The 20,231-nt window shown below is 63.9% G+C and carries 19 protein-coding genes and 3 pseudogenes; 11 read left to right on the top strand and 11 right to left on the bottom strand.

The genetic code is table 11. The features are described 5' to 3' along the window. The first annotated feature begins 185 nt into the window (after positions 1–185). From HQ394_RS19425 to HQ394_RS02465, 4 genes are all read left to right on the top strand, one after another. Positions 186–764, top strand: a complete 579-nt coding sequence (locus HQ394_RS19425; RefSeq protein WP_223291794.1) for a caspase family protein — start codon at positions 186–188, stop codon at positions 762–764. After that, positions 761–1,150, top strand: coding sequence for a peptidoglycan-binding domain-containing protein (locus tag HQ394_RS02475; RefSeq protein WP_223291793.1), 390 nt, complete (start codon positions 761–763; stop codon positions 1,148–1,150). Before HQ394_RS19425 ends, HQ394_RS02475 begins: the two co-directional genes overlap by 4 nt. 172 nt (positions 1,151–1,322) lie before the next feature. Continuing rightward, a complete protein-coding gene (locus HQ394_RS02470) occupies positions 1,323–1,808 on the top strand; it encodes a toll/interleukin-1 receptor domain-containing protein (protein WP_190261876.1) in 486 nt (161 codons plus the stop codon). Further along, entirely contained in the window at positions 1,805–2,185 is a 381-nt protein-coding gene (locus tag HQ394_RS02465; protein WP_190261875.1) for a hypothetical protein, read from the top strand. Before HQ394_RS02470 ends, HQ394_RS02465 begins: the two co-directional genes overlap by 4 nt. A 206-nt stretch (positions 2,186–2,391) precedes the next feature. Here HQ394_RS02465 and HQ394_RS02460 read toward each other — a convergent pair whose 3' ends face one another. From HQ394_RS02460 to HQ394_RS02445, 4 genes are all read right to left on the bottom strand, one after another. Next, positions 2,392–3,270, bottom strand: a complete 879-nt coding sequence (locus HQ394_RS02460) for a c-type heme family protein (RefSeq protein ID WP_190261874.1) — start codon at positions 3,268–3,270, stop codon at positions 2,392–2,394. Between the two features lie 107 nt (positions 3,271–3,377). Then, a complete protein-coding gene (locus tag HQ394_RS02455; RefSeq protein WP_190261873.1) occupies positions 3,378–4,100 on the bottom strand; it encodes an alpha/beta fold hydrolase in 723 nt (240 codons plus the stop codon). A gap of 84 nt (positions 4,101–4,184) precedes the next feature. Continuing rightward, entirely contained in the window at positions 4,185–4,964 is a 780-nt protein-coding gene (locus tag HQ394_RS02450) for an alpha/beta fold hydrolase (RefSeq protein ID WP_190263080.1), read from the bottom strand. Positions 4,965–5,262: 298 nt separating this feature from the next. Further along, a complete protein-coding gene (locus tag HQ394_RS02445) occupies positions 5,263–5,514 on the bottom strand; it encodes a GlsB/YeaQ/YmgE family stress response membrane protein (RefSeq protein WP_190261872.1) in 252 nt (83 codons plus the stop codon). Between the two features lie 176 nt (positions 5,515–5,690). Here HQ394_RS02445 and HQ394_RS02440 point away from each other — a divergent pair, with 176 nt between their 5' ends. The 3 genes and pseudogenes from HQ394_RS02440 (at position 5,691) to HQ394_RS02435 (ending at position 8,694) form a co-directional block, all read left to right on the top strand. Next, positions 5,691–7,256 (top strand): hypothetical protein, encoded by a 1,566-nt coding sequence (locus tag HQ394_RS02440; RefSeq protein ID WP_190261871.1) that lies wholly within the window; start codon positions 5,691–5,693, stop codon positions 7,254–7,256. Positions 7,257–7,281: 25 nt separating this feature from the next. After that, positions 7,282–7,446: pseudogene (locus HQ394_RS19420) on the top strand (IS1595 family transposase); the annotation flags it as partial. 249 nt (positions 7,447–7,695) lie between these two features. Beyond that, positions 7,696–8,694: a calcium-binding protein gene (locus HQ394_RS02435; protein WP_190261870.1), complete on the top strand. Its 999-nt coding sequence runs from the start codon at positions 7,696–7,698 to the stop codon at positions 8,692–8,694. 83 nt (positions 8,695–8,777) lie between these two features. On the opposite strand, the gene acs is transcribed toward HQ394_RS02435, so the two are convergent. The 6 genes and pseudogenes from acs to tsaD all read right to left on the bottom strand — a co-directional run bounded on the left by acs (position 8,778) and on the right by tsaD (position 14,232). After that, entirely contained in the window at positions 8,778–10,718 is a 1,941-nt protein-coding gene (gene acs / locus HQ394_RS02430) for an acetate--CoA ligase (RefSeq protein ID WP_190261869.1), read from the bottom strand. 176 nt (positions 10,719–10,894) lie between these two features. Then, positions 10,895–11,293, bottom strand: a complete 399-nt coding sequence (locus HQ394_RS02425) for a Rieske (2Fe-2S) protein (RefSeq protein ID WP_190261868.1) — start codon at positions 11,291–11,293, stop codon at positions 10,895–10,897. A gap of 14 nt (positions 11,294–11,307) precedes the next feature. Further along, positions 11,308–11,721, bottom strand: coding sequence for an EVE domain-containing protein (locus HQ394_RS02420; RefSeq protein WP_190261867.1), 414 nt, complete (start codon positions 11,719–11,721; stop codon positions 11,308–11,310). A gap of 27 nt (positions 11,722–11,748) precedes the next feature. Beyond that, a complete protein-coding gene (locus HQ394_RS02415; protein ID WP_190261866.1) occupies positions 11,749–12,030 on the bottom strand; it encodes a YciI family protein in 282 nt (93 codons plus the stop codon). A gap of 61 nt (positions 12,031–12,091) precedes the next feature. Continuing rightward, positions 12,092–13,104, bottom strand: a pseudogene (locus HQ394_RS02410) (NAD(P)H-dependent glycerol-3-phosphate dehydrogenase). 69 nt (positions 13,105–13,173) lie between these two features. After that, the gene (gene tsaD / locus HQ394_RS02405; protein WP_190261865.1) at positions 13,174–14,232 is read right to left on the bottom strand and encodes a tRNA (adenosine(37)-N6)-threonylcarbamoyltransferase complex transferase subunit TsaD; all 1,059 of its coding nucleotides are present in this window, start codon (positions 14,230–14,232) and stop codon (positions 13,174–13,176) included. Between the two features lie 73 nt (positions 14,233–14,305). Here tsaD and hemC point away from each other — a divergent pair, with 73 nt between their 5' ends. The 4 genes and pseudogenes from hemC to HQ394_RS02385 all read left to right on the top strand — a co-directional run bounded on the left by hemC (position 14,306) and on the right by HQ394_RS02385 (position 18,465). Continuing rightward, positions 14,306–15,247, top strand: coding sequence for a hydroxymethylbilane synthase (gene hemC, locus HQ394_RS02400; protein WP_190261864.1), 942 nt, complete (start codon positions 14,306–14,308; stop codon positions 15,245–15,247). A 25-nt stretch (positions 15,248–15,272) separates the two neighbouring features. Then, a complete protein-coding gene (locus HQ394_RS02395) occupies positions 15,273–16,565 on the top strand; it encodes a uroporphyrinogen-III synthase (RefSeq protein ID WP_190261863.1) in 1,293 nt (430 codons plus the stop codon). Positions 16,566–16,607: 42 nt separating this feature from the next. Beyond that, positions 16,608–17,252: pseudogene (locus tag HQ394_RS02390) on the top strand (COG4223 family protein); the annotation flags it as partial. Between the two features lie 4 nt (positions 17,253–17,256). Then, positions 17,257–18,465 carry a heme biosynthesis protein HemY gene (locus HQ394_RS02385; RefSeq protein WP_190261861.1) on the top strand — a complete coding sequence of 403 codons (1,209 nt, stop codon included), beginning with the start codon at positions 17,257–17,259 and terminating at the stop codon, positions 18,463–18,465. A 126-nt stretch (positions 18,466–18,591) separates the two neighbouring features. Here HQ394_RS02385 and HQ394_RS02380 read toward each other — a convergent pair whose 3' ends face one another. Then, entirely contained in the window at positions 18,592–19,953 is a 1,362-nt protein-coding gene (locus tag HQ394_RS02380) for an IS1182 family transposase (protein WP_190260069.1), read from the bottom strand. Positions 19,954–20,231: the final 278 nt, after the last annotated feature.

Below are 20,231 nucleotides of genomic sequence, written 5' to 3'. Positions count from 1 at the left end.
CGCCGGAACGACCGTTTGTCTTGCCGACCTTTTTTGGCAGGCATCCGCATTGGCAGGCGCACTCAGCCCTCGGATGACTTATTTTGCCCCGGATGGTGCATTGTGCTGGGTCCAGTCATGAGCAGATAGAGTCACATTTCGTGCCAATGCTCCGTTGTCGCCCGCTCTTGCTTGCCTGTGCAGCTGTGGCTGCGGGACTTGTACCGCCGGTCGCGGCGGTCGCTGCCGACACGCTGGCGACGAAACGCGCCATGGTCGTGGCCATGGCGAACTACAAGGCGCTACCGCCGCTGCCGCAATGCCCTATTGCCGCCCGTAATGTTGCCGCAGCGCTGCGCGGGGCCGGTTTCGAGGTGCGCGAAGCATTCGATGTTTCGAACGGTGAACTGAACGGCACGTTAGCCAGTTTCGCCCAGCAGGCGGCACCGCAGTCAACTCTGTTCACCTACTACTGCGGCTATGCCGTTAATTACAATGGCCGCACCTTCCTTGTCCCGGTCTCAGCAACATTGGATACGCCGGATCGCATCATGGTCGAAGGCGTCGTTGCCGCATCGTTCGTTAACGTCCTTGGCCGTACAATCCCCTGGCGGCGATCGCCATTGTCGATGTGGCACCGGCGCCCGGCAAGTCTGAACTGGTCACCGCCGCGTCTCTCACCCCAGCAGCGCCTGCCGCGGCGACGGCGATGCTGGCGATCAGCCAATCAACGCCCGGAGGACCTGGCAACGTTCTCGCCGACTGGCTGCGGATGCCGGTGGTGACCTTGCGGGGGTTGCTGGAGGGAGCGCGTGATGAATGGAAGGGCCAACCGGGAACGACGCTGGCACTCACCGAACTGCCGGCGAATGACGTCTATCTCCGCGGTGATGCGGCAGTCCTCGGCGCTCGTGCCGCCGCGGCAAAAGCGCCTGATGATGGCGTCAGTGACGTGGAGCGGCAGATGTCCGGCCCCGAGCGTCGGCGCTTGCAATCGCGTCTGCAGGCGTTGGGATACTATCCAGGACCGATTGACGGCCAGTTTGGCGTACAGACTCGCGATGCCATCCGGAAGTTTCAAGCCGCCAACGGGCTTGCGTCCACCGGTCGCCTCGGCATTCCCGAAGCGACGCGGCTGCTGTTTTTCGACAGCAAGCCTGCCGTGCCTTGACACCACGGTGCCGCCGCGAGTCGGGCGATTGGCTAACGTTTAATTAACCATTGAGGATGAAAGTGCAGGTGGAGCCAGAGTCGAATCTGACGCATTCTGAAGTAGCGTAACCCATTTGGCGGGTCTATCGGCTTTTTGCTTGCGAAGCGGGTAGTCTGGGTGAGTGAAAGCAATGGCGGAACTTTTCATCTCCTACGCGCGCGAAGATCGCGGCACTGCTGAGCGGTTGGCGTCAGCACTGACGGTGCACGGCTGGACCGTCTGGTGGGACCGGCATATCCCGGCAGGCCGCCGCTTCGACGAGGTGATCGCTGAGCGGCTCGCTGCCGCGAATTGCGTACTCGCGTTGTGGTCGAAGGCAGCCGTTCACTCCGAATGGGTTGTCGAGGAGGCCGAGACGGCGCGGGAGCGTGGCGTCTTCGTTCCGGTCATGATCGAGGAAGTTGAACCACCCCTTGGTTTCCGTCGCATCCACGCGGCCGATCTCATCGGTTGGGACGGATCGGCCGTTCACGTCGGCTTCGACCAGCTGATCAAGGATATTGGCGAGGTCTTGCGGCGCGGGGGTCGATGCCGAGCCCAGCGGATACACTCCCGGCATCGCAACTCACCTCAACTCAGCCGATGGTGCCGGGGCGACCGTCGATCGCTACCATGACCACAGACTTCCTGCCTGTCTCCGCCGAGTCGGCAATCCGGGTTCTCGCACGGGAAGTGCAGGGGTCGGCGTCGGCGGTGGCGTGGGATGCGCATGATATTCAGGCGATTGCGCAACGACTCGCGCAAAATGTCGGCCCGATTGCGCGGGTCATTGTTGCCCGGAGCTTGCCGGACGCTGACAATCTCGCTGCGCTGATCCGGCTGCTGGCCAAATCCATACCGGCGGCAGACGACCGTAATCAGTTCCTCCACGATGTCGCCCGTTTCGACCGATCGGCCGGGGTGGGCGAAGCGGCCCCCGGTGGTTGCCGATACGGCCACATCGTCAGCGGACCGGCCCTGTGCTGCTGGCGGGCACCAACTGCGCATCGCTGACACTAGCCTGGGGGAGATCGAAAAAGCGCTTGCCCGTCATATTGGACCGATCGCCAAGGTCGTTCTCAAGCGCGCGGTGGCACAGAGCGGAACGGCCGACGAACTGTGCGCCAGCCTCCTCAGCCACATCGAGCGTGAGGATGACCGGCTGCAGTTTCGTGCCGCGGTCGCCCGCTACGTCTAGCCGTCGTCCCTGGGGCCTCGCCCTAGTTTGTTTCTCCCAGCATTTTGAGCGCGGTTTCGAGGCTGCGCCGCATACGGTTGAATGAGGCGGACAGCGACGCGATTTCGTCCTTGCCGCTGCGGGTGTAGTAGGGGACGTCGGTCTTGCCCAGGCTGATATCGTTGGCGACATCCGCCATCTGTACCACCGGTCGAATGACGACCACGTGCAGCAGCAGGTTGATGAGGGCAAACAACAGCACGAAGATCCCGGCGAGCAGGGCCATGAAGGCGACGAAGGCGTCGTGCGCATGCTGCAATGGCACCGCCATCGGCACCGAGACAATCTGCGCACCGATCGGTTCGTTCAGCGTCCAGCCGAAGCCATTGGCCGTCCCGTAAATATCGGTCATCGTCCGGGGCGCGATCTTCGGATCACTATGGCACAGCAGGCACTTTTCGTTGGTGATGACGATCGGCTGCGACAGATTGAGGATCCGCCCCGTCGGCCCATCGTGCTCAGTGATCAATTCCTGGAGCTTGTGATTGGAGCGGAACTCGCGAATGACTTCGGTTTCCCAGTCAATCGCCCGGTCGCGCGGATTGGTCGGGTCGAGGGCAACCGCGCGGTAAGTGTACTCCGGCAGGTTCTTGCCAATCACCTGCGTCGACTGCGTTGCGGCATAAAACGACACCGACTGCGGCAGAAACAGCTGCTGCATCTGACTGGCAAGCAGGGGTTGGATTTCCTGGACCGTGTAGTTGGCGGCTCCCCGCGCCGCCTCCAGCATGATCCGGGCGTTGCCGATCACATCCTCGCGGGCGTTGTGCTCAAGGATCGCACGCGAGACGTAGGCCGATAACAATAATCCGCCGCAGAATACTGACAACAGGACCATGTTGAACTTGAGTCTGACGCCCATCGCAGCGCTCCTGATCAGCTTGGATTCGGCTGCATTCTGCCCCATGCGAGGCGACAGATGTGACAGAATTATTTCGTATTGTGATCTAATTCTTGTGATCAACGGTGTTAGGCGAGGTCGAGCAGCAGCGCGGCAACCGCGTCGGGAGCGGTGATCATCGCGTCGTGGCCTGTCGGCAATTCCTGCCAATTCCACCCCGGCTGGCTGCGTGCACGCTCATGGCTGGTGGCGAGCGGCGTGTAGCGGGGCTTGATGCAGGCGATGTAGGTCCGCTGCAAGCCATTGCCGAAGGGTGCCGAAAGATTGAGCGCATCGGTGTAGGTCGCGAGCGGTTGTGGCGTTAGTCGCCGGCGCAGCCAGGCTGCGTCTGCCTCGTCGGTGACGCCAAACACCTCCGGCGACGGCGGCGGAATCGTTAGCCCCTGCGAGGTTCGCCGCGCGTCGAGTCGCCGCTGCGCTGCCAAGCCAGCCGGAATATGATCGAGGGCACACTCGCCATCTTCCAGCACGACACCATCAAGGTAGACCAGATGGCTGATTCGCTCCGCCTCGCAATCGGCAGCGGCCGTGATGATAACGCCGCCGAAGCTATGGCCGACGAGGATGACCTTCTCAAGCTCCTCGAAGATCAGCACGTTAACGATGTCGGCAACCACCGTCTCCAATCCACCTTGCGCGGTCAACAGGTGGAGACGCTCGCCGGTGCCGGTGCAGGTGGGGGTGAAAACCCGGTGACCCTCGGCGCAGAGCCGGTCGGCGACACGACGCCAGCACCAGCCACCGTGAAAAGCGCCGTGGACAAGCACATACGTACGCGTATTCGATGACATCGGCGTGGAAGTCCTCCCCGGCTTGCTGCTAACTCACTGCAAGGTTGCGCCGTTGCCGGCATTCTCGTTGACTTGCTTCTTTACTCAAATAGTGGTCGTGAGGAAATGCTCTATTGCGGCGATGACGGCGTCGGGATTTTCAGCGTGCGGCGCGTGGCCCAGCCCAGGCATCAGCAGCGGCTGGGCGGGTCCTGCAACGCCGGCGACAATCGCGTCCACCTGCGCCGGCGTCCCGTATTCGTCATCGGCACCCTGAATCACCAGCGCTGGCGCGCGCACGGCCGCCAGGTCCGCTTCAATGCTCCATTGCCGAAAAGCGGGATCGAGCCACGTATCGCACCAGCCGTAGAAGGCGCCATCGAGGTTGTCGCCATGCCAGCGGCGCAGCTTGGCTGCTAGGTTACCCGCCTCGAATTGTCGTTTGGTGACGACGATGCCTGCGATGGTCACGTCTTCGACGAAGACGTGCGCCGCCATGGTGATGACTGCCGTCACCTGCGCACGCGCAGGTCCGCCAGCGTACAACAGGCCAATCGTTCCGCCATCACTGTGGCCGACCAGGATGACAGGGCCAAGGTTGGCTGCTGCCAGTACCTGCGGCATCACTGCGTATGCCTCCCGTTGCAGGTAGTCGAGCGGTCGCGGCAGGGTGATCGGTGACGAGCGGCCGAAGCCGGCGCGGCTCCACAGGAAGACACCAAGCCCGGTGGCGTCGGCCAGCCGTTGGGGAAAATCCCGCCACAAATCGATGCAGCCGAGCCCTTCGTGTAGGAGGACGAGGGTCGGGCCGCCGGCTACCCGCGCCGGGAGCAGGCGATACTCCAGGCGGGCGTCGGCGACACAGAGGAAATCAACACCGTTCATGTTCGCCACGGGAGGCCTCGCTCAGACTATAGGTACCGCGCCTATACCCGCTCTGGCGACACGGGCAAGAGCCGATGACAATGCAGGAATGGAAAATTGCCATGCAGCGATGCAACGACGGCAGTGGCAAGACACGCCGTCGGATGGCGATCGGCGCGCGCCGTGCCGCTATCGCGTCGGCGCCGCCTGAACCACCAGCCGGCGCACCGCGGTGGTTGCGAACAGATCCGCAACCACCGCCGTCAGCGGCCCCGTCGCGACGAAGCGCGGCCATGGCGCTTGGCCGAAGCCCTGTGGATCAGGCCTTCTTGATCAGGCCGACGACGAACAGCAAGATCACCGCGCCGATGGTTGCGGTGAGCAGCGTCCCGAGGGTGCCGCCTGCGGCGATGCCGAGCTTGCTGAAGACGAAGCCGCCGATGATCGCGCCAATGACGCCGACGATGATGTTGCCGATAAACCCGAAGCCGCCGCCGCGCATAATTTTGCCGCCGAGCCAACCGGCAATCAGCCCGATAATCAGAATGCCGATAAGCGAATAACCTTCCATCTCTCCCACTCCCTTGGCCCCGCCCGTTGATACGATGCCCCATCTTCGCCGGGCATCGGTTGAACGACAAGTTTGCGATTTGCGCTTTCGTGCGGGCTGGCTAAAAAAGGTCGTCTGTTTCTTCGCCGCACCCTGCCTGGGTATCAGAGGTCGTACGAACCCGAGGGAGAGCGCACGTGTTTCGCTTAGAAGGCGAGGCTGCGAACAGTGGTGCCGCCCTAGGCGGCGACAGTGCCGCTGCCACCGGTGGGCCGAATCGTCCGCACTTGCCGCTTTGCAGCGAACGCCAGGGGCTGGTTGCCGCCGCAGGTCTTGCCCTGATCGTCGTGCTGGCCCACGTGCTTGGCCGGCCGGCGCTGCTCGAATGGGATCCGGACAGCGCCCTCTACCTGATGCATGCGGCCAATATCGTCAATGGCGCCCCCTACGCGCGGACCGGCTATATCTTCAACCCGCTTAACGCCATCCATCCTGCCGCCTATCCACCTGGATTGCCTTTGCTGCTGGCGCCCGTCTATTGGTTGTATGGCCTCGATCTGTTGGCGATGAAGACGGTGATCGTTCTCTGCTACGCTCTCTTTCTCATCGTCCTGTTCCTCATCGCTCGTCGCTATCTGCCAACCGCGGCGGCGCTGGCGGTGATGCTGGTCGTTGGGGTGAACCCGATGCTGTGGCGTTTCGCCAGCGCCATCTACTCCGAATACCCGTTCATGCTGGCGGCCTACACGGCGCTGTGGTTGTGCGAGGCCATCCGGCAGCGGGCTGGCGGATCGCCGGTGCGGCGCCTGCTCAGCATTCTGGCGGCGGGTGCGCTCATCGGCTTCGCCGTCGAGACCCGTGTGATCGGTCTATTGTTAATACCTGTCGTTCTCACCACCGCGATGCCACGGCACCGTCCGCGGCGCTGGATGCCGTTGATCGACACCATCGGCGTCGTCGCCATCGGCATCGGCGTCGTCGCCGCACTCCAGATCAGTTTTCCCCACGGCAACAGCACCTATTTCGATTACTTTCACGCCTACGACTGGGCAGCGCTGCCGGGCGCCGTCTGGCTGTACCTTCGCACCATTCCCTTTGAATTATTCAGCATATGGGCGCTGCGCGGCGTTGCGGCGGTGGGTGCGGCGATCGTACCGCTGGCATGGATGCTGGCAGCGGCGTCGATGTTTCCTGCCGCCATCGGCTTTGCCGCTGCGGTGCGCCGCGGGCCGACTGTCTTCGAGGCGTTTACCGCCGTTTATGCGGCGTTCCTCGTCGTTTACCCAATTCGTGAGGAGCCGGCACGCTACGCCTTGCCGCTGTATCCCTTGTTCGTTCTGTATGCCGCGGTTGGGTTGCGAATGCTGCTGCGGCACCTCTCGCGGCCGGCGGGGGCGGGGATCACCGGGAGCATCATCGCCATGCTGGGGAGTGTGCTGGTGGCCGGTCACGTGGCGCTCGATTCGCCTCGGCCATGGATGCTTTCGCCCGAAGGGGAGGGGCTGCTCAGGGCGATCCGCCAGCGTACGGCCGAGGATGCGGTGATCCTGACCGCGGAGCCGACCACCATTGCGCTGTTCACCGGCCGGCGGGCGGCCATCTGGCCTGCCCATGCCGACGCGACGATGCGGCGCGACTACGCCCGCAGCATCGACGCGGCGTATCTGGTTCTGCCGCAAGGCAGCGACGCCAGTTCCATGCCGCGAACGTTGCCGCCGCTCTACGTCAATGAGGGTTATCTGCTGCTGCCGCTGCCCCGCTGAGCGAGGCGCAGAAGGCGGAAGCGGTGGCGAACTACATATTCAGACCGTCAATAACCGGGATTTCCGCCTCAAGGATTTCCTCCGTGCCCGCCGCGGCATTGCTTCCCGATATCTCGACAGCTGCTTGGGCTGGTTCCAGCAGATCGTCCTTCATCCCCACTCGACCCCGCAATACTGCCTCGCCGCCGCCATCAGTGGCTTCAATGTCAATACAAATTTCGAGTGGGGCCTTTATTTTTCCAAGCGATTATATACTTGGCCAGGCGTCGCGCGGATCCGACATAATTCGTCGTGTGGTGCGACGGCAGGTGCCCGCAAGTGAGATGAATAGATAAGTAAAACGACAGTGAGTCGGTATCGGGCGACGCATTACGCATATTCTAGCAGTATCCACAGCCCTCGAACAAAATTAGCGACTATTGGACAGGGATATACCTACGTGGCGACAGTTACAGGGACTTCAGGTGCTGATACAATCTATGTCGGTTTTGTCAGCAGCGGTGTGATCGGCTCACCAACCCAGTTTAGCGATCTGATCAATGCTGGTGGTGGCGATGATAGCATTGATGCAGCAAGTGGTAACGACACCATAAACGCGGGTGCCGGCAATGACTACATTCAGGTAGGCGGCGATAACGACTCGGTGAATGGTGGCTCTGGCAACGATTACATGGATGGTGGGAGCGGCAACGACACGCTTTACGGCGGCACTGGCGCCGACACGATGATCGGTAACATCGGCAACGATCTTTACTACGTCGATAATATCGGCGATCTCATTATCGAGTATAGCCCCGATGACGGCTTCGATCGGGTGCAAAGCTCGGTGAACTACAAGCTTGGACAATACCTCGAGAATCTGACGCTGACCGGTACGGCGGCGATCAACGCCAACGGCAACGATCTTGCCAATCTGATCACCGGCAACGATGCGGCAAACATCATAAATGGCGTCGGCGGGAATGACACCCTGATTGGCAATGGCGGCAACGACACCATGAGCGGCGCTCTGGGGGCAGATAATTTGCAGGGCGGTGCTGGCAACGATCGTCTTGACGCTGGCGACGACGCGGATCGACTGATCGGTGGCGCCGGGGCCGACACTCTTGCGGGAGGGAGTGGAAACGACATTTTCGAATACAATGCGACCAGCGAATCCGGTCCAGGCGTCCTTGCCCGTGATGAAATCAGTGCGTTCGCCAGTGTCGGTGCCGCCCTCGGCGATCGGATCGACCTGATTGATGTGTATGCCGGCGTGTTGTCATTCATTGGCACGGCGGCGTTCAGCGCGGCCGGCCAAGTACGAGTCGTTGCCAGCGGAACCGATACCCTCGTTCAGATCAACACGGTCGGGGCCGGCGGTGCCGAAATGGAGATTCTCGTTCACGACGGCGCCAGTCTGCCCAGCCAATGGACCGCGGCAGACTTTCTACTTTAGCACCCACCTGGACGCTAACGAAACGGGCGGGCCTTTTGGCCCGCCCGAGTGTAGCTGTCGCTCTGGAATGACCTGAGCTGGTCTTACAGGCCGGAGCGGTGCTCGATCAGGTCCTGCACCACCGTCGGATCAGCCAAAGTCGAGGTGTCGCCCAACGCCCCGAAGTCGTTCTCGGCGATCTTGCGCAGAATGCGGCGCATGATCTTACCGGATCTGGTCTTCGGCAGTGCGGGTGCCCACTGGATCACGTCCGGTGAGGCGATCGGCCCGATTTCCTTGCGAACCCAGGAGACAAGCTCCTTGCGCAGCTCTTCCGTCTGCTTCTCACCCATGTTGAGAGTGACGTAGGCGTAGATGCCCTGGCCCTTGATATCGTGCGGGTAGCCGACGACAGCAGCTTCTGCCACCTTCGGATGGGCAACCAGCGCGCTCTCCACCTCGGCGGTACCGAGCCGGTGACCGGAGACGTTGATGACGTCGTCAACGCGGCCGGTGATCCAGTAGTAACCGTCCTCGTCGCGGCGGCAGCCATCGCCGGTGAAGTACTTGCCGGCATAGGTTGAGAAATAGGTCTGGATGAAGCGGTCGTGGTCGCCGTACACCGTCCGCATCATTCCCGGCCAAGCGTCGGCGAGGCAAAGATTGCCCGTGCAGGCGCCTTCCAGGATCTTGCCGTCGGCGTCCACCACTTCCGGCTTGACGCCGAAGAAGGGGCGCGTTGCCGAGCCTGGTTTCAGCGCTGTGGCACCCGGCAAGGGNGTGATCAGGATGCCGCCGGTTTCCGTCTGCCACCAAGTATCGACGATCGGGCAGCGCGCTTCGCCGACAACGTTGTAGTACCACATCCAGGCTTCCGGATTGATCGGCTCGCCGACGCTGCCGAGGATGCGCAGCGATTTCCGCGACGCCTTCTTCACCGGGGCTTCGCCCTCGCGCATCAGAGCCCGGATCGCGGTGGGTGCGGTGTAGAAGATCGAGACGTTGTGCTTGTCCACCACCTGCCAGAAACGTGACGTGTCGGGATAGTTGGGCACGCCTTCAAACATCACACTGATGGCGCCGTTGGCGAGCGGGCCGTAGACGATGTAGCTGTGCCCCGTAACCCAGCCAATGTCGGCGGTGCACCAATAAACTTCGCCGTCCTTATAGTCGAAGACGTACTGGTGCGTCATCGATGCGTAGACGAGATAGCCGCCGGTTGTGTGCAGCACCCCTTTCGGCTTGCCCGTTGAGCCGGAGGTGTAAAGGATGAACAGTGGGTCTTCGGCGTTCATCTCCTCGGCCGGGCAGTCGGTCGATGCCTTGGCCATCAGGTCGTCCCACCACACATCGCGGCCGTCGGTCCAGTTGACCTTGCCGCCGGTGCGCTTGACGACGACGCACTTGGTGACCTTCGGGCAGATCTTCAGGGCTTCGTCGACATTTGCTTTCAGTGCCACCGGGCGACCGCCGCGCAAGCCCTCATCGGCGGTCACGACGACCGAACCGTCACAATCCTCGATGCGATTGCTCAGCGAATCCGGGGAAAAGCCGCCAAAGACGATCGAATGGATGGCACCGATGCGGGCGCAGGCCAGCATGGTAATGGGCAGCTCAGANATCATCGGCAGGTAGATGGTAACCCGATCACCCTTCTTGACGCCCAGCGACTTCAAGACGTTGGCGAACTTGCATACCTGCTGATGCAATTCGGCGTAGGTGATGCTCTTGCTCTCGGCCGGATTATCGCCTTCCCAGATCAACGCTGTCTGGTTGCCACGCGTCGCCAGATGGCGGTCGAGGCAATTGTAGGCGACATTGGTGGTGCCGTCATGAAACCAGCGGATATGGACGTCGGGAGCCTTCAGGCTGACATCCTTGATCTGGGTATAAGGCTTGAACCAGTGAATTCGCTTGCCATGCTCGCCCCAGAAGGCTGCAGGATCATCGATCGATTGTTTGTAATCCTTGAGATACTTTTCATTGTCATACCATGCCGTCTTGGCAAGTGCCTCGGGCACGGGAAATACGTTATCTTCAGTCATGCTATTTTACGTCCTCCCTGGGATTGGGCCAGCAGCTTCTATATTTTTATTTGGGTGTGGCGAAACCACACCAGGCCGGATCGCATCGAACAAGTCGCCGGGTTGTATCGCAAATCGCGCGAGTGACACAAGGGGCAGCGCAGCGAGTTCCCCGGTCGGGGAGTTCCCCCCCACAGTTACTCCCCACCGCGGTCGCCGGCGGTGCTGGCGAAGCCATCGTTGTGGTTTCGCCCGCAGCTTCGTCCGCAACAACGATGTCGTCTCCTTCGATACGCACCGGGAGAAGGGTCAAGGCTGCACCAGCGCAGGGGCCACGGATGCACCGCCCGTCCTCGATGCGAAACAATGCGCCGTGGCCGCTGCAAAGGAATGTAGCGGCGATCGTGGCTCAGAAATTGTCCAGGTTCGAAGTCGAGCGGCCAGCCGAGGTGCGGGCAGGAATTGACATAGACGAAAACGCGCTCGTCCAGGCGCACGGCCATCAGCGGCAGGAGCTCGTCCGGTCGTGTGAGAAACAGTGCTGCCGAGCCGCCGTTGGCAATCGCACTGCGTTGGCCGATCACTTGCTCGGGCATGATGCCGCCGCACGCTACGCCGTGACACCGCCCATGGCAGTCAACAGCGCCCACGCCGCGTCGTCAATCGGCATCACCGACAGGCGCGACTGGCGGACCAGGGCGAGAGTCTGCAACCGCTCATCGGACTTGATCTGTGCCAGTGTCACCGGCTGCGGCAGCGGGCGCACGGTACGCATGTCGACCATGCCAAACCGGCCGCTGGCGTCGCTTGGGTCTGGATAGTATGTGCGCACAACCTCGACGAGGCCAACGATTCGTCGCTCGTCGCCGGAATGGTAAAAGAAAGCGCAGTCACCGAGCTGCATCGCCTTCAGGTTATTCGCCGCCTGATGGTTGCGCACGCCGTCCCAGTGGGTTGTTCCCGCCGCCAGCTGCTGCTCCCACGACCACGACGACGGTTCCGACTTGACCAGCCAATGCGGCATGGAGGGTGCTCCTGTAAGACCGGCTACTTACGCCGGCAACACCTTCTTCCACGGGCGGATATCTACGCTGGCGAACAGACCGGCCTTGGCATAGGGATCGCCAGCGGCGAAGGCCTCGGCCTTCCTCAGGTCGGCGAAATCGAGAATCAACACACTGCCGTTCATCGTCGTCCCGTCGGCAGCGAAGGTGGGGCCGGCTGCAAACAGCGTGTCCTCGAACTGACTGAGGTAAGCCAAGTGTGCCGGCCGGTTTTGCTGCCGCACCGAAAGGTGCTCAGGTTTGTCGGTGCAGATGATCACAAACAGCATTCGTCAGTCCTCCCGCGCCTGTTGATCGCTTTTTCGTCGCGCCTGTCCGCTCGATGTCGCCTCATTCGGCCCAGCCTTCGGCGCGCAGCGGCCGNNGGTGAGCAGGCTTTCGATGGTGGCGTCGACGGATGCGCCGGCATTGACCACCGCGTCGACCGCCGAGGCGATGGGCATGGTGACGCCATGCCGGCGCGCCAGTTCGGTGACCGCGGCAGCACTGAACACGCCTTCGGCGACGGAGGTTCTGCTCGCCAACACCGTTGCCAGCGGCTGGCCCTCGCCGAGCGCCGCCCCGAGAGAAAAGTTCCGCGATTGCATGGCGCTGCAGGTCAGCATCAGGTCGCCCAGACCCGACAGACCCATCAAGGTTTCCGGTTTGGCCCCCAAGGCGACGCCGAGACGGGCCATTTCCGCCAGTCCGCGGGTGATCAGTGCTGCCCGCGCATTGTCACCCATCTGGCGCCCGTGCACGACGCCGGCGGCGATGGCGATGACGTTCTTCAAGGCGCCGCCCACTTCCGCACCGATGAGGTCCTCGGAGGAATAGATGCGAAAGGAGCGGGTGCCGAGCGCCACCGGCAGTGCCTCGCGCAGCTTGGCGTCGGCAGATGCCAGCGTCACTGCGGTCGGCAGATCGCGCGCCACCTCGATGGCGAAGCTGGGGCCGGACAGCACGGCAATCGGCGCATCCGGCAGGGTCGCTCCTACCACGTCACTCATCAACGCACAGGTTCCGTGCTCGACACCCTTGGCACAGATCACCGCTGGCGTGCCGGGGGGCCAGTTGGCTGCGGCGCGTCGCAAGACTTGGCGAAGATACTGCGCCGGCACCGTCACCAGCACAGCGTCGGCATTCACCGCCTCCACCAGATCGGTGGTGATGCGGATTGAAGGGTCGAGACTGACGCCCGGCAGGAACGCGTGGTTTTCCCGGTCGCGGGACATGCTCTCGGCCACGTCCGGTTCGTGCACCTGCAGGACGACCTGCCGGCCCGCACGCGCGGCGACGGCAGCAAGCGCTGTCCCCCAAGCTCCAGCACCGAGGATTCCGATCTGTTGCATGCCTTTCCTTATGCCCGCAGTCAGCGACGACGACAACGGCCGTCCGTGTCGCACAGTGTTTCGAGGGCGAGAGNNCTCAGCTCAGGCCTTCACCCCGGCATAGTGTACCGCCGCTGCGCTCGGATCGAGTGGCCAACGCGGACGCGGCGCAAAATCCAGTCCGTCGCTAAGACCAAGCTGGAGACGCTCCAGTCCTGCCCAGGCAATCATTGCCCCGTTGTCGGTGCACAGGCGCAGCGGCGGTGCGACCAGGGACATTCCTTCGCCTTCGGCGACGCGGGCGAGGCGTGACCTTAAAACTTGGTTGGCGGCGACGCCGCCGGCAATGACGAGCGGCCGGCCCTCGGGCGCGCACTGGCGGAAGCGGTGGATGGCCCGTACCACACGATCGGCGAGGACATCGGCCGCTGCCGCCTGGAATGACGCAGCAAGATCGGCAACCGCCTGTGGTGAGCGTGCCTCCGCCGGCAGTCGTTCCCACGCCAGCTTCACCGCTGTTTTCAGGCCGGAAAAGGAAAAATGGCAATCGGGTCGGCCGAGCATCGGCCGTGGCAGGGCGAAGCGCCGCGGATCACCGCGCAGCGCGGCTTGTTCCAGGGCCGGACCGCCCGGGTAGCCCAGTCCCATCAGCTTCGCGGCCTTATCGAAGGCTTCGCCCAAGGCATCGTCGATCGTGGTGCCGAGGCGTTGGTAGCGCCCGACGCCATCAACGATCAGCAACTGGCAGTGTCCGCCGGACATCAACAGCAAGAGGTAGGGAAATGCCACCCGATCGGTCAGCCGCGCGGTCAACGCGTGGCCTTCGAGGTGGTTGACGGCCAGAAACGGCAACGAATGCACGGCGGCGATCGCCTTTGCCGTCATCACGCCGACGATGACACCGCCTATCAGCCCTGGACCGCCGGTGACAGCAACGGCGGCGAGCTGGCTAAATTCGGTTCCTGCCTCGGCCATTGCCCGGGCGACGACGTGGTCGAGAACCTGTAAATGCGCCCGCGCCGCTACCTCTGGAACGACCCCACCCCAGGGCCGGTGCTCTTCGATCTGCGCCCGCACCACGTCGGACAGGATACGACGATCGTCGCTCACCACTGCCGCCGCCGTCTCGTCGCAGCTGGTTTCGATCCCGAGCACCAACATCGCTCTCGCCTTTTCCTGCCTTGAAGGGACACAATAGCCGGCAGATGTCATCGACAATACGTTGCTCCGCCAAATGCCCCGATTCCCCATCCGCATCGGCACTCGTGCCAGCCCACTTGCCCGTGTGCAAACGGAAGCTGTTCGTGAGCGGCTGATCGCGCGCCACGCTGGCCTCGCCGCGAAAGGGGCGCTGGAGGTAATCCTGATCCGAACCACCGGCGACCGGGTGCAGGATCGACCGCTTGCCGACTTGGGTGGCAAGGGCCTGTTCACCCGTGAGCTTGACGAAGCGATGCTCGCCGGTCAGATCGACCTTGCCGTCCACTCGGTCAAGGATATCCCCACCTGGTTGCCGGCCGGGATCGAACTGGCGGCGTTCTTGCCGCGGGAAGATCCGCGCNGCGACGTGCTCATCGCCCGCGCGGCGACTTCGCTGGGAGCGCTACCAGCCGGTGCGGTCATCGGCACGGCATCGTTGCGACGACAGGCGCAGGTGCGCTGGCGACGTCCCGACGTGCGGGTGACGTCCTTTCGCGGCAATGTGGAGACGCGACTGGCGAAAGTGGCGGCGGGCGAGGCGGATGCCACGTTACTTGCACTTGCCGGCTTAAAGCGCCTTGGCCTTGCTCATCGGGCGACGGCGGTGCTTGCCCCCGATGAGCTGCTGCCGGCCGTGGGGCAGGGCGCCGTCGGAATTACCTGTCGTGCTGAGGACGGCGTTTGCCGGCAACTCCTCGCCGCCATCGACGATCCGGCAACCTGCGACGCGGTGTCGGCGGAACGGGCAATGCTCGATGTGCTCGATGGGTCCTGCCGCACGCCAATCGGCGGACTGGCGGAGATCGACGGCCTTGGCGGCCTCTGGCTGCGTGGCCTCGTGGCGCGCGAGGACGGCAGCCAGCTGGTGGCCGGCGAGCGGCGTGGCGGTATGGCAGATGCGCGGCGATTGGGCGCGGACCTTGGGGCGGAGCTGAAGGCCGCGGCTGGCCCCGGCTTTTTCACCCCCGAGCACTGAACAACCACGAGGGGGCCGTCCGTCCATGCGTCTCTTGATAACCCGGCCACGTGAAGACGCCGAAGCGCTGGCGGGGCTCCTCGTCGAGCACGGCGTAGAGATCCTGATTGATCCGCTGTTGACCATCGACTACCGCGCTGGTCCGCCGCTTGATTTGACCGACGTGCAGGCGTTGCTTGCCACCAGCGCCAACGGTGTTCGTGCCCTGATTCGGCGCAGCCGGCGTCGTGATCTGCCCCTGTTTGCCGTGGGTGACGCGACAGCGCGTACGGCGATTGCCGAGGGCTTTGTTCACGTGATGAGCGCCACAGGTGATGTGGAAGCGCTGGCGCGACTGGTGATCGGACGTCTCGATCCGGCCGCTGGCACCCTGCTGCACGCGGCGGCGAGTCACGTTGCCGGTGATCTTGCCGGGCAACTGGCGCGCGCCGGCTTCGCCTATCGACGGGCGGTCCTCTATGAAGCGCATGTGGCCACCGCGCTCAGCGAGGCGACGATAAGCCACCTGCGCGCGCGACAGGTAGATGGGGTGGTGCTGTTCTCGCCGCGCACCGCCGGGACATTTACCCGCCTGGTGGATGCCGCGGATCTCGCCGCCGCCTTGCAGTCGATTGTCTGCTTTGCTCTCAGCCCGGCGGTGACCGCCACTGCTACCCGGCTCGCTTGGCGTGATACGTTGGTGGCAAGTCGACCCACACAGGCCGATCTGGTGGAAACCATTCTCGCCTCCTGCCGTGCTGCGGGCATTGAAACGGNNCTGATGATGATTGGGGAGCGCAAGGTTCCACCGATTCCCGCTCCCCACCAGGGTCGGTTCCCTGATATGGTCCGCGGCCGCGAGGGACGGTTGGCCGAAGCCCGGGGAGGACTCATGAGCGAAGAAACAAACGATACCAACCGCACGTCCGAAACGCGTTCGACTGCAGACCCCTCTGCACCGACGGCGACGGATGAGCAGTTGGCGAAGCCGGCAACGGCAGCGGCTGAGGCCGCCCCGGTTGAACGGAACGCGCCACCGCCAAAATCGGCAGCTGGCGTCGGCACTGCGGTGGGCGTTGTCGCTGTCCTGGCGCTCCTCGGTGGTGGCGCTTACGTTACCCGAGATCACTGGCTGCCACTCGTCGGCCCGATGGTCGGCATCGATGCGCAAGAGACGGGAACGNGCGACTCCGGCGGCTGGCCAAATGGCGAGCGCGCCGAATGCAGCGGCGGCCAGCGACGCGCTGGCAGCGCAGATGGTGGGCCTGAGCGACCGCCTGACGACGATGGAAGCGAGCGTCACCCAGCTGACGCAGTCCGTCGACAAGCTGAGCAGTGACTCCGCCTCCACCAAGGATCTGNNGCAGCGGCCGTCAACCTCCTTGCCGAACGGGTGACGCGCATCGAGAGAACATCCGCCGATATTTCTCAGCTCCAGCGGGAATTCGGCGACCTCAGCAAGCGGGCGGTGGCGCTGCGTGACGGGTTCTCCGGGCTCAACGCAACCATTCTTGCCACCAACCAGTTGGCGCAGGCGGTGGACAATGGTCTGCCGTACGCGCGGCCACTTGCCGCTGTCCGATCCGTTGCCGGCGACGATCGCGAGATCGCGGCGGTTCTGGTGCTACTGGAACCGTATGCGGCAAACGGCATTCCGACGTTTGCCGCGCTGCATGCACAATTTCCCGCGGTGGCTGACGCGGTTGCCCGGGCGGCACCGACCACCGGCGGCGAGGAATGGTACAATCGCGCCCTCGACAAGGTGCTTTCGCTTGTGACCGTGCGCGTCACCGGTGACACCGCGGCGCATGCCGGCGGGGTTGACGCAATTCTTGCCGAAGCAGAGACGGCATTGGCTGGTGGCGACCTGGGCGCGGCGGTTTCGCTGCTCGACCGATTGGACGGCACCGCTGCCGCACCGGCGGCTGACTGGCTGAGGGCTGCGCACCTGCGCTTGACGGCGATGCAAGCTCTCTCCCGGCTGCAAGAGCAGGCGGCGTTGCGGCTGGCGCAGGCGCGGGGGTAGGGCGATGTTCCGTTGGTTTGCACTGATCGCACTGTTGGCAATCGCCGCTGGCCTCGCCGGAACGCTTGCTTCGGTGCCGGGAACGATGCTGCTTGAGTGGGGCGATTATCGGATTGCCACCTCTGTTGCCGTATTCGCCCTGGCGCTGTTGGTTTTGCTGGTGGTTGTTGCCCTGCTGTATCGCATGTGGCGGGCGGTCCGCCGGGCGCCGCAAAGCCTCATCGACATGCGCCAGGAGCGCCGTCAACGCCGCGGCTTCGAAGCCCTCAGCCGCGGGCTTGTCGCTGTCGCCGCCGGTGATGCCGACGCTGCCGACAAGCAGGCGCGCCGGGCGGCGCATTTGCTCGACGACCGGCCACTGACCATGCTTCTGCAGGCGCAGTCGGCACAGTTGCGCGGCGATGAGCTGGCAGCGACGAAATTTTTCACCGCCATGCGGTCGCAATCGGAGACGGCGTTTCTTGGCTTGCGAGGCCTGCTGTCGCAGGCAATGAAGCGCCAGGACTGGCAGCAGAGCCTTCGCCTTGCGGAGGAAGCCTATCAGCTCAATCCGAAGAGTGAATGGCTGGTCCGCACGCTGTACGACCTAAACAAGGAAACCGGGCGCTGGACGGAGGCCGAACAGCTTCTCGATCGCTCGACCACAGCGAAGGTGCTGTCGGCAGCAGATACCGGGCCGGAGCGCGCCGAGCTGCTTTATCGGAAGAGTTTGGAGACCACGGGTGAAGATGCGCTGCGCATTGTTCGCAAAGCGGTGGATATCGATCCCGGTCACGTCGGCGCGGCGGCACGGCTCGCTCGCCTCCTCATCGCCGAGGGCCGTCACCGCAAGGCGGTTGGCATCATCGAGCGTACGTGGGCGAAGCAACCCGATCCAGAACTCGCCGAAGTGTATTGGACGGCGAAAGAGTGCACCGACGCCTTGAAGAAAGTGAAGGCGGCGCAGCAGTTGAAGCTCTGCAACCCTGACCATCCGGAGAGCCGGATCACCGTTGCTACCGCGGCACTGGAAGCGCAGTTGTGGGGCGAGGCGCGGAGCAATCTTGAATCCATCGCCGGTGAGGACGCCTCACCGCGCGTCTGCCGACTGATGGCGACGCTCGAAGAAGCGGAGAACGGCGACGCGGCACGGGCGCGGATGTGGCTCCTGCGCGCGGCGCGTGAGGATTCAGCCAGCGCGACAGCGTCGCCGACGACAGAGGCCGCCGCCTAGCAGCCTGTCGGACTTGCGTCTCGGGCGTCGCCGGACCTGCGTAGGGATCGGTGCGTCGGCGCCTCTGTCAGCGCCATTTTGGGCGGTGCGGTCGCGCTGGCGCGCCTGCGGAACTGGCCGCGCAGGCTAGACGGCGCGGCTGAGGGCGAACATCCGCTTCAGGTTCCATGCCATGGTCACAAGCCTCCACTCGCCACGGGCGGCATTGAGCCCGCGCAGCAGGAACTGCCGGAACCCCAGCACGGACTTGATGATGCCAAACACTGGCTCGGGCGTCTGCTTGCGCAGGGCGTAGAGCGCGCGGCCCTGCGGCGTGCGCAGCCGATACGCCATCGCCTGAACCGGGGTGGGGTCTTCGGGCGCCGGTGGCGCCGCAGCGAAGCGCTCTTGCAGGCTGAGATGATGCGCCTCGCGACCAAGTGCGATCAGCGGTTCGATCCCGCCGGCCACACAGGCCTGCACATTCGCCTCGCTGAAGTAGCCATTGTCCGCCAACAGCATGTCCGGCCTGCCGAGCACGTCCGGCAGAGTGCCGATCTTGTCCAGCATGGGTGTAAGCTGCTGCTTGTCGTTGGGCGCCTGCACCACGTCGGCGACCACCACCAGCAGACTGCCCGCCGCCACCGCCGCCTGCGCATTGTAGCACTGCTCAAAACCGCCGCCCGCCACCGCCATGATGCGGCTTTCCTCGTCGGTCAGATTGATCTGATCCGTGGGCAGCGGCGTCGCCACCGGCGGCTTCGGCTCACGGCCCGTGGGCTTCTTGCCGGTGGCCGCTGCCTTGGCGTCCCGTGCTGCGAGTTTCGCCTGATGGTCTGCCTGCTCCCGTTCGAAGCGTTCCTTCGCGCGGGCCTCGATCTTCGCCCGGGCCTCGGCGAGCCTGGACAACCGTTCCTCACGTCGCGCCAGTTCGTCGGGGATCGACATGCCGTCAGCGATGTCCACCTGGTCCGCCGCTTCTGCCTTGGCCATGAGATCGGCCACTTCGGCCTGCAGTTGGGCCTCCAGCTTGCCCGCATGGTCATAGGACAGCGCGCTGTGCCGGCTGGCATTGGCGTGGACCTTGGTCCCGTCGAGCCCGACCGTTCCCAGCTTCAGCACGCCCATCTCGCGCGCGAGCACCAGCACCTGGACGAACAGCTTCTCGATCTGCGGCAGAAAGCGTCGGCGGAACGCGGCGATGGTGTCATGGTCCGGATGATCGTTCGCCGCGATGAAGCGGAACGCCACGCTGTCATAGGTCGCCCGCTCCAGCTTGCGGCTGGAGAACACCCCGGTGGCGTAGCCGTAGATCAGAATGCCCAGCAGAAGGCTGGGGTGGTAGGACGCTTCCCCAGAGCCACGGTAGCTGCCGGTCATCGGCCGCAGATCCAGCCCCGCGATCACCTCCACCACGAACCGCGCCAAGTGCCGCTGCGGAAGCCACTCGTCCACCGACGGCGGCATCAGAAATCCGCTGTCGCGGTCGATCGGGCGGAAGTTGCTCATGCCGAAGAGGTCCGGGCCGGGGGCGTGAATCCATGCCCGGATTCTATAACCCACAGCTCCGCCTCGCGTTAAGTCCGACAGGCTGCTAGGATCGCGGACCTGGGCTTGGCGAGGCGCTGAACAGGCACGTCAGTGGCGGGTGCGATGCATCCTCTGGCCGCTGTTCGGTTTGGGGTAAGCGCGGCCAGCGTCAGCAGCTGGCGGACGTGGGAGTGCGAGCAGGGCAGTGCCGTTCCGTCCCGAAAGCGCTTGACGGAGATGATCGCCGGTTCGGCTGC

The sequence above is a fragment of the Defluviicoccus vanus genome, assembly GCF_014672695.1.
GTDB lineage: Bacteria > Pseudomonadota > Alphaproteobacteria > Rhodospirillales > Defluviicoccaceae > Defluviicoccus > Defluviicoccus vanus.
Note: the sequence above shows the minus strand (reverse complement) of the source record. Positions and strands in the feature narration are given on the sequence as shown.

What these genes read in the sequence shown, in the direction of transcription:
- HQ394_RS02470 (WP_190261876.1), top strand. Translation starts at nt 1,323, where the DNA reads ATGGCGGAACTTTTCATCTCCTACGCGCGCGAAGATCGCGGCACTGCT.
- HQ394_RS02465 (WP_190261875.1), top strand. Translation starts at nt 1,805, where the DNA reads ATGACCACAGACTTCCTGCCTGTCTCCGCCGAGTCGGCAATCCGGGTT.
- HQ394_RS02460 (WP_190261874.1), bottom strand. Translation starts at nt 3,270, where the DNA reads ATGGGCGTCAGACTCAAGTTCAACATGGTCCTGTTGTCAGTATTCTGC.
- HQ394_RS02455 (WP_190261873.1), bottom strand. Translation starts at nt 4,100, where the DNA reads ATGTCATCGAATACGCGTACGTATGTGCTTGTCCACGGCGCTTTTCAC.
- HQ394_RS02450 (WP_190263080.1), bottom strand. Translation starts at nt 4,964, where the DNA reads ATGAACGGTGTTGATTTCCTCTGTGTCGCCGACGCCCGCCTGGAGTAT.
- HQ394_RS02445 (WP_190261872.1), bottom strand. Translation starts at nt 5,514, where the DNA reads ATGGAAGGTTATTCGCTTATCGGCATTCTGATTATCGGGCTGATTGCC.
- HQ394_RS02425 (WP_190261868.1), bottom strand. Translation starts at nt 11,293, where the DNA reads ATGCCCGAGCAAGTGATCGGCCAACGCAGTGCGATTGCCAACGGCGGC.
- HQ394_RS02420 (WP_190261867.1), bottom strand. Translation starts at nt 11,721, where the DNA reads ATGCCGCATTGGCTGGTCAAGTCGGAACCGTCGTCGTGGTCGTGGGAG.
- HQ394_RS02415 (WP_190261866.1), bottom strand. Translation starts at nt 12,030, where the DNA reads ATGCTGTTTGTGATCATCTGCACCGACAAACCTGAGCACCTTTCGGTG.
- tsaD (WP_190261865.1), bottom strand. Translation starts at nt 14,232, where the DNA reads ATGTTGGTGCTCGGGATCGAAACCAGCTGCGACGAGACGGCGGCGGCA.
- HQ394_RS02385 (WP_190261861.1), top strand. Translation starts at nt 17,257, where the DNA reads ATGTTCCGTTGGTTTGCACTGATCGCACTGTTGGCAATCGCCGCTGGC.
- HQ394_RS02380 (WP_190260069.1), bottom strand. Translation starts at nt 19,953, where the DNA reads ATGAGCAACTTCCGCCCGATCGACCGCGACAGCGGATTTCTGATGCCG.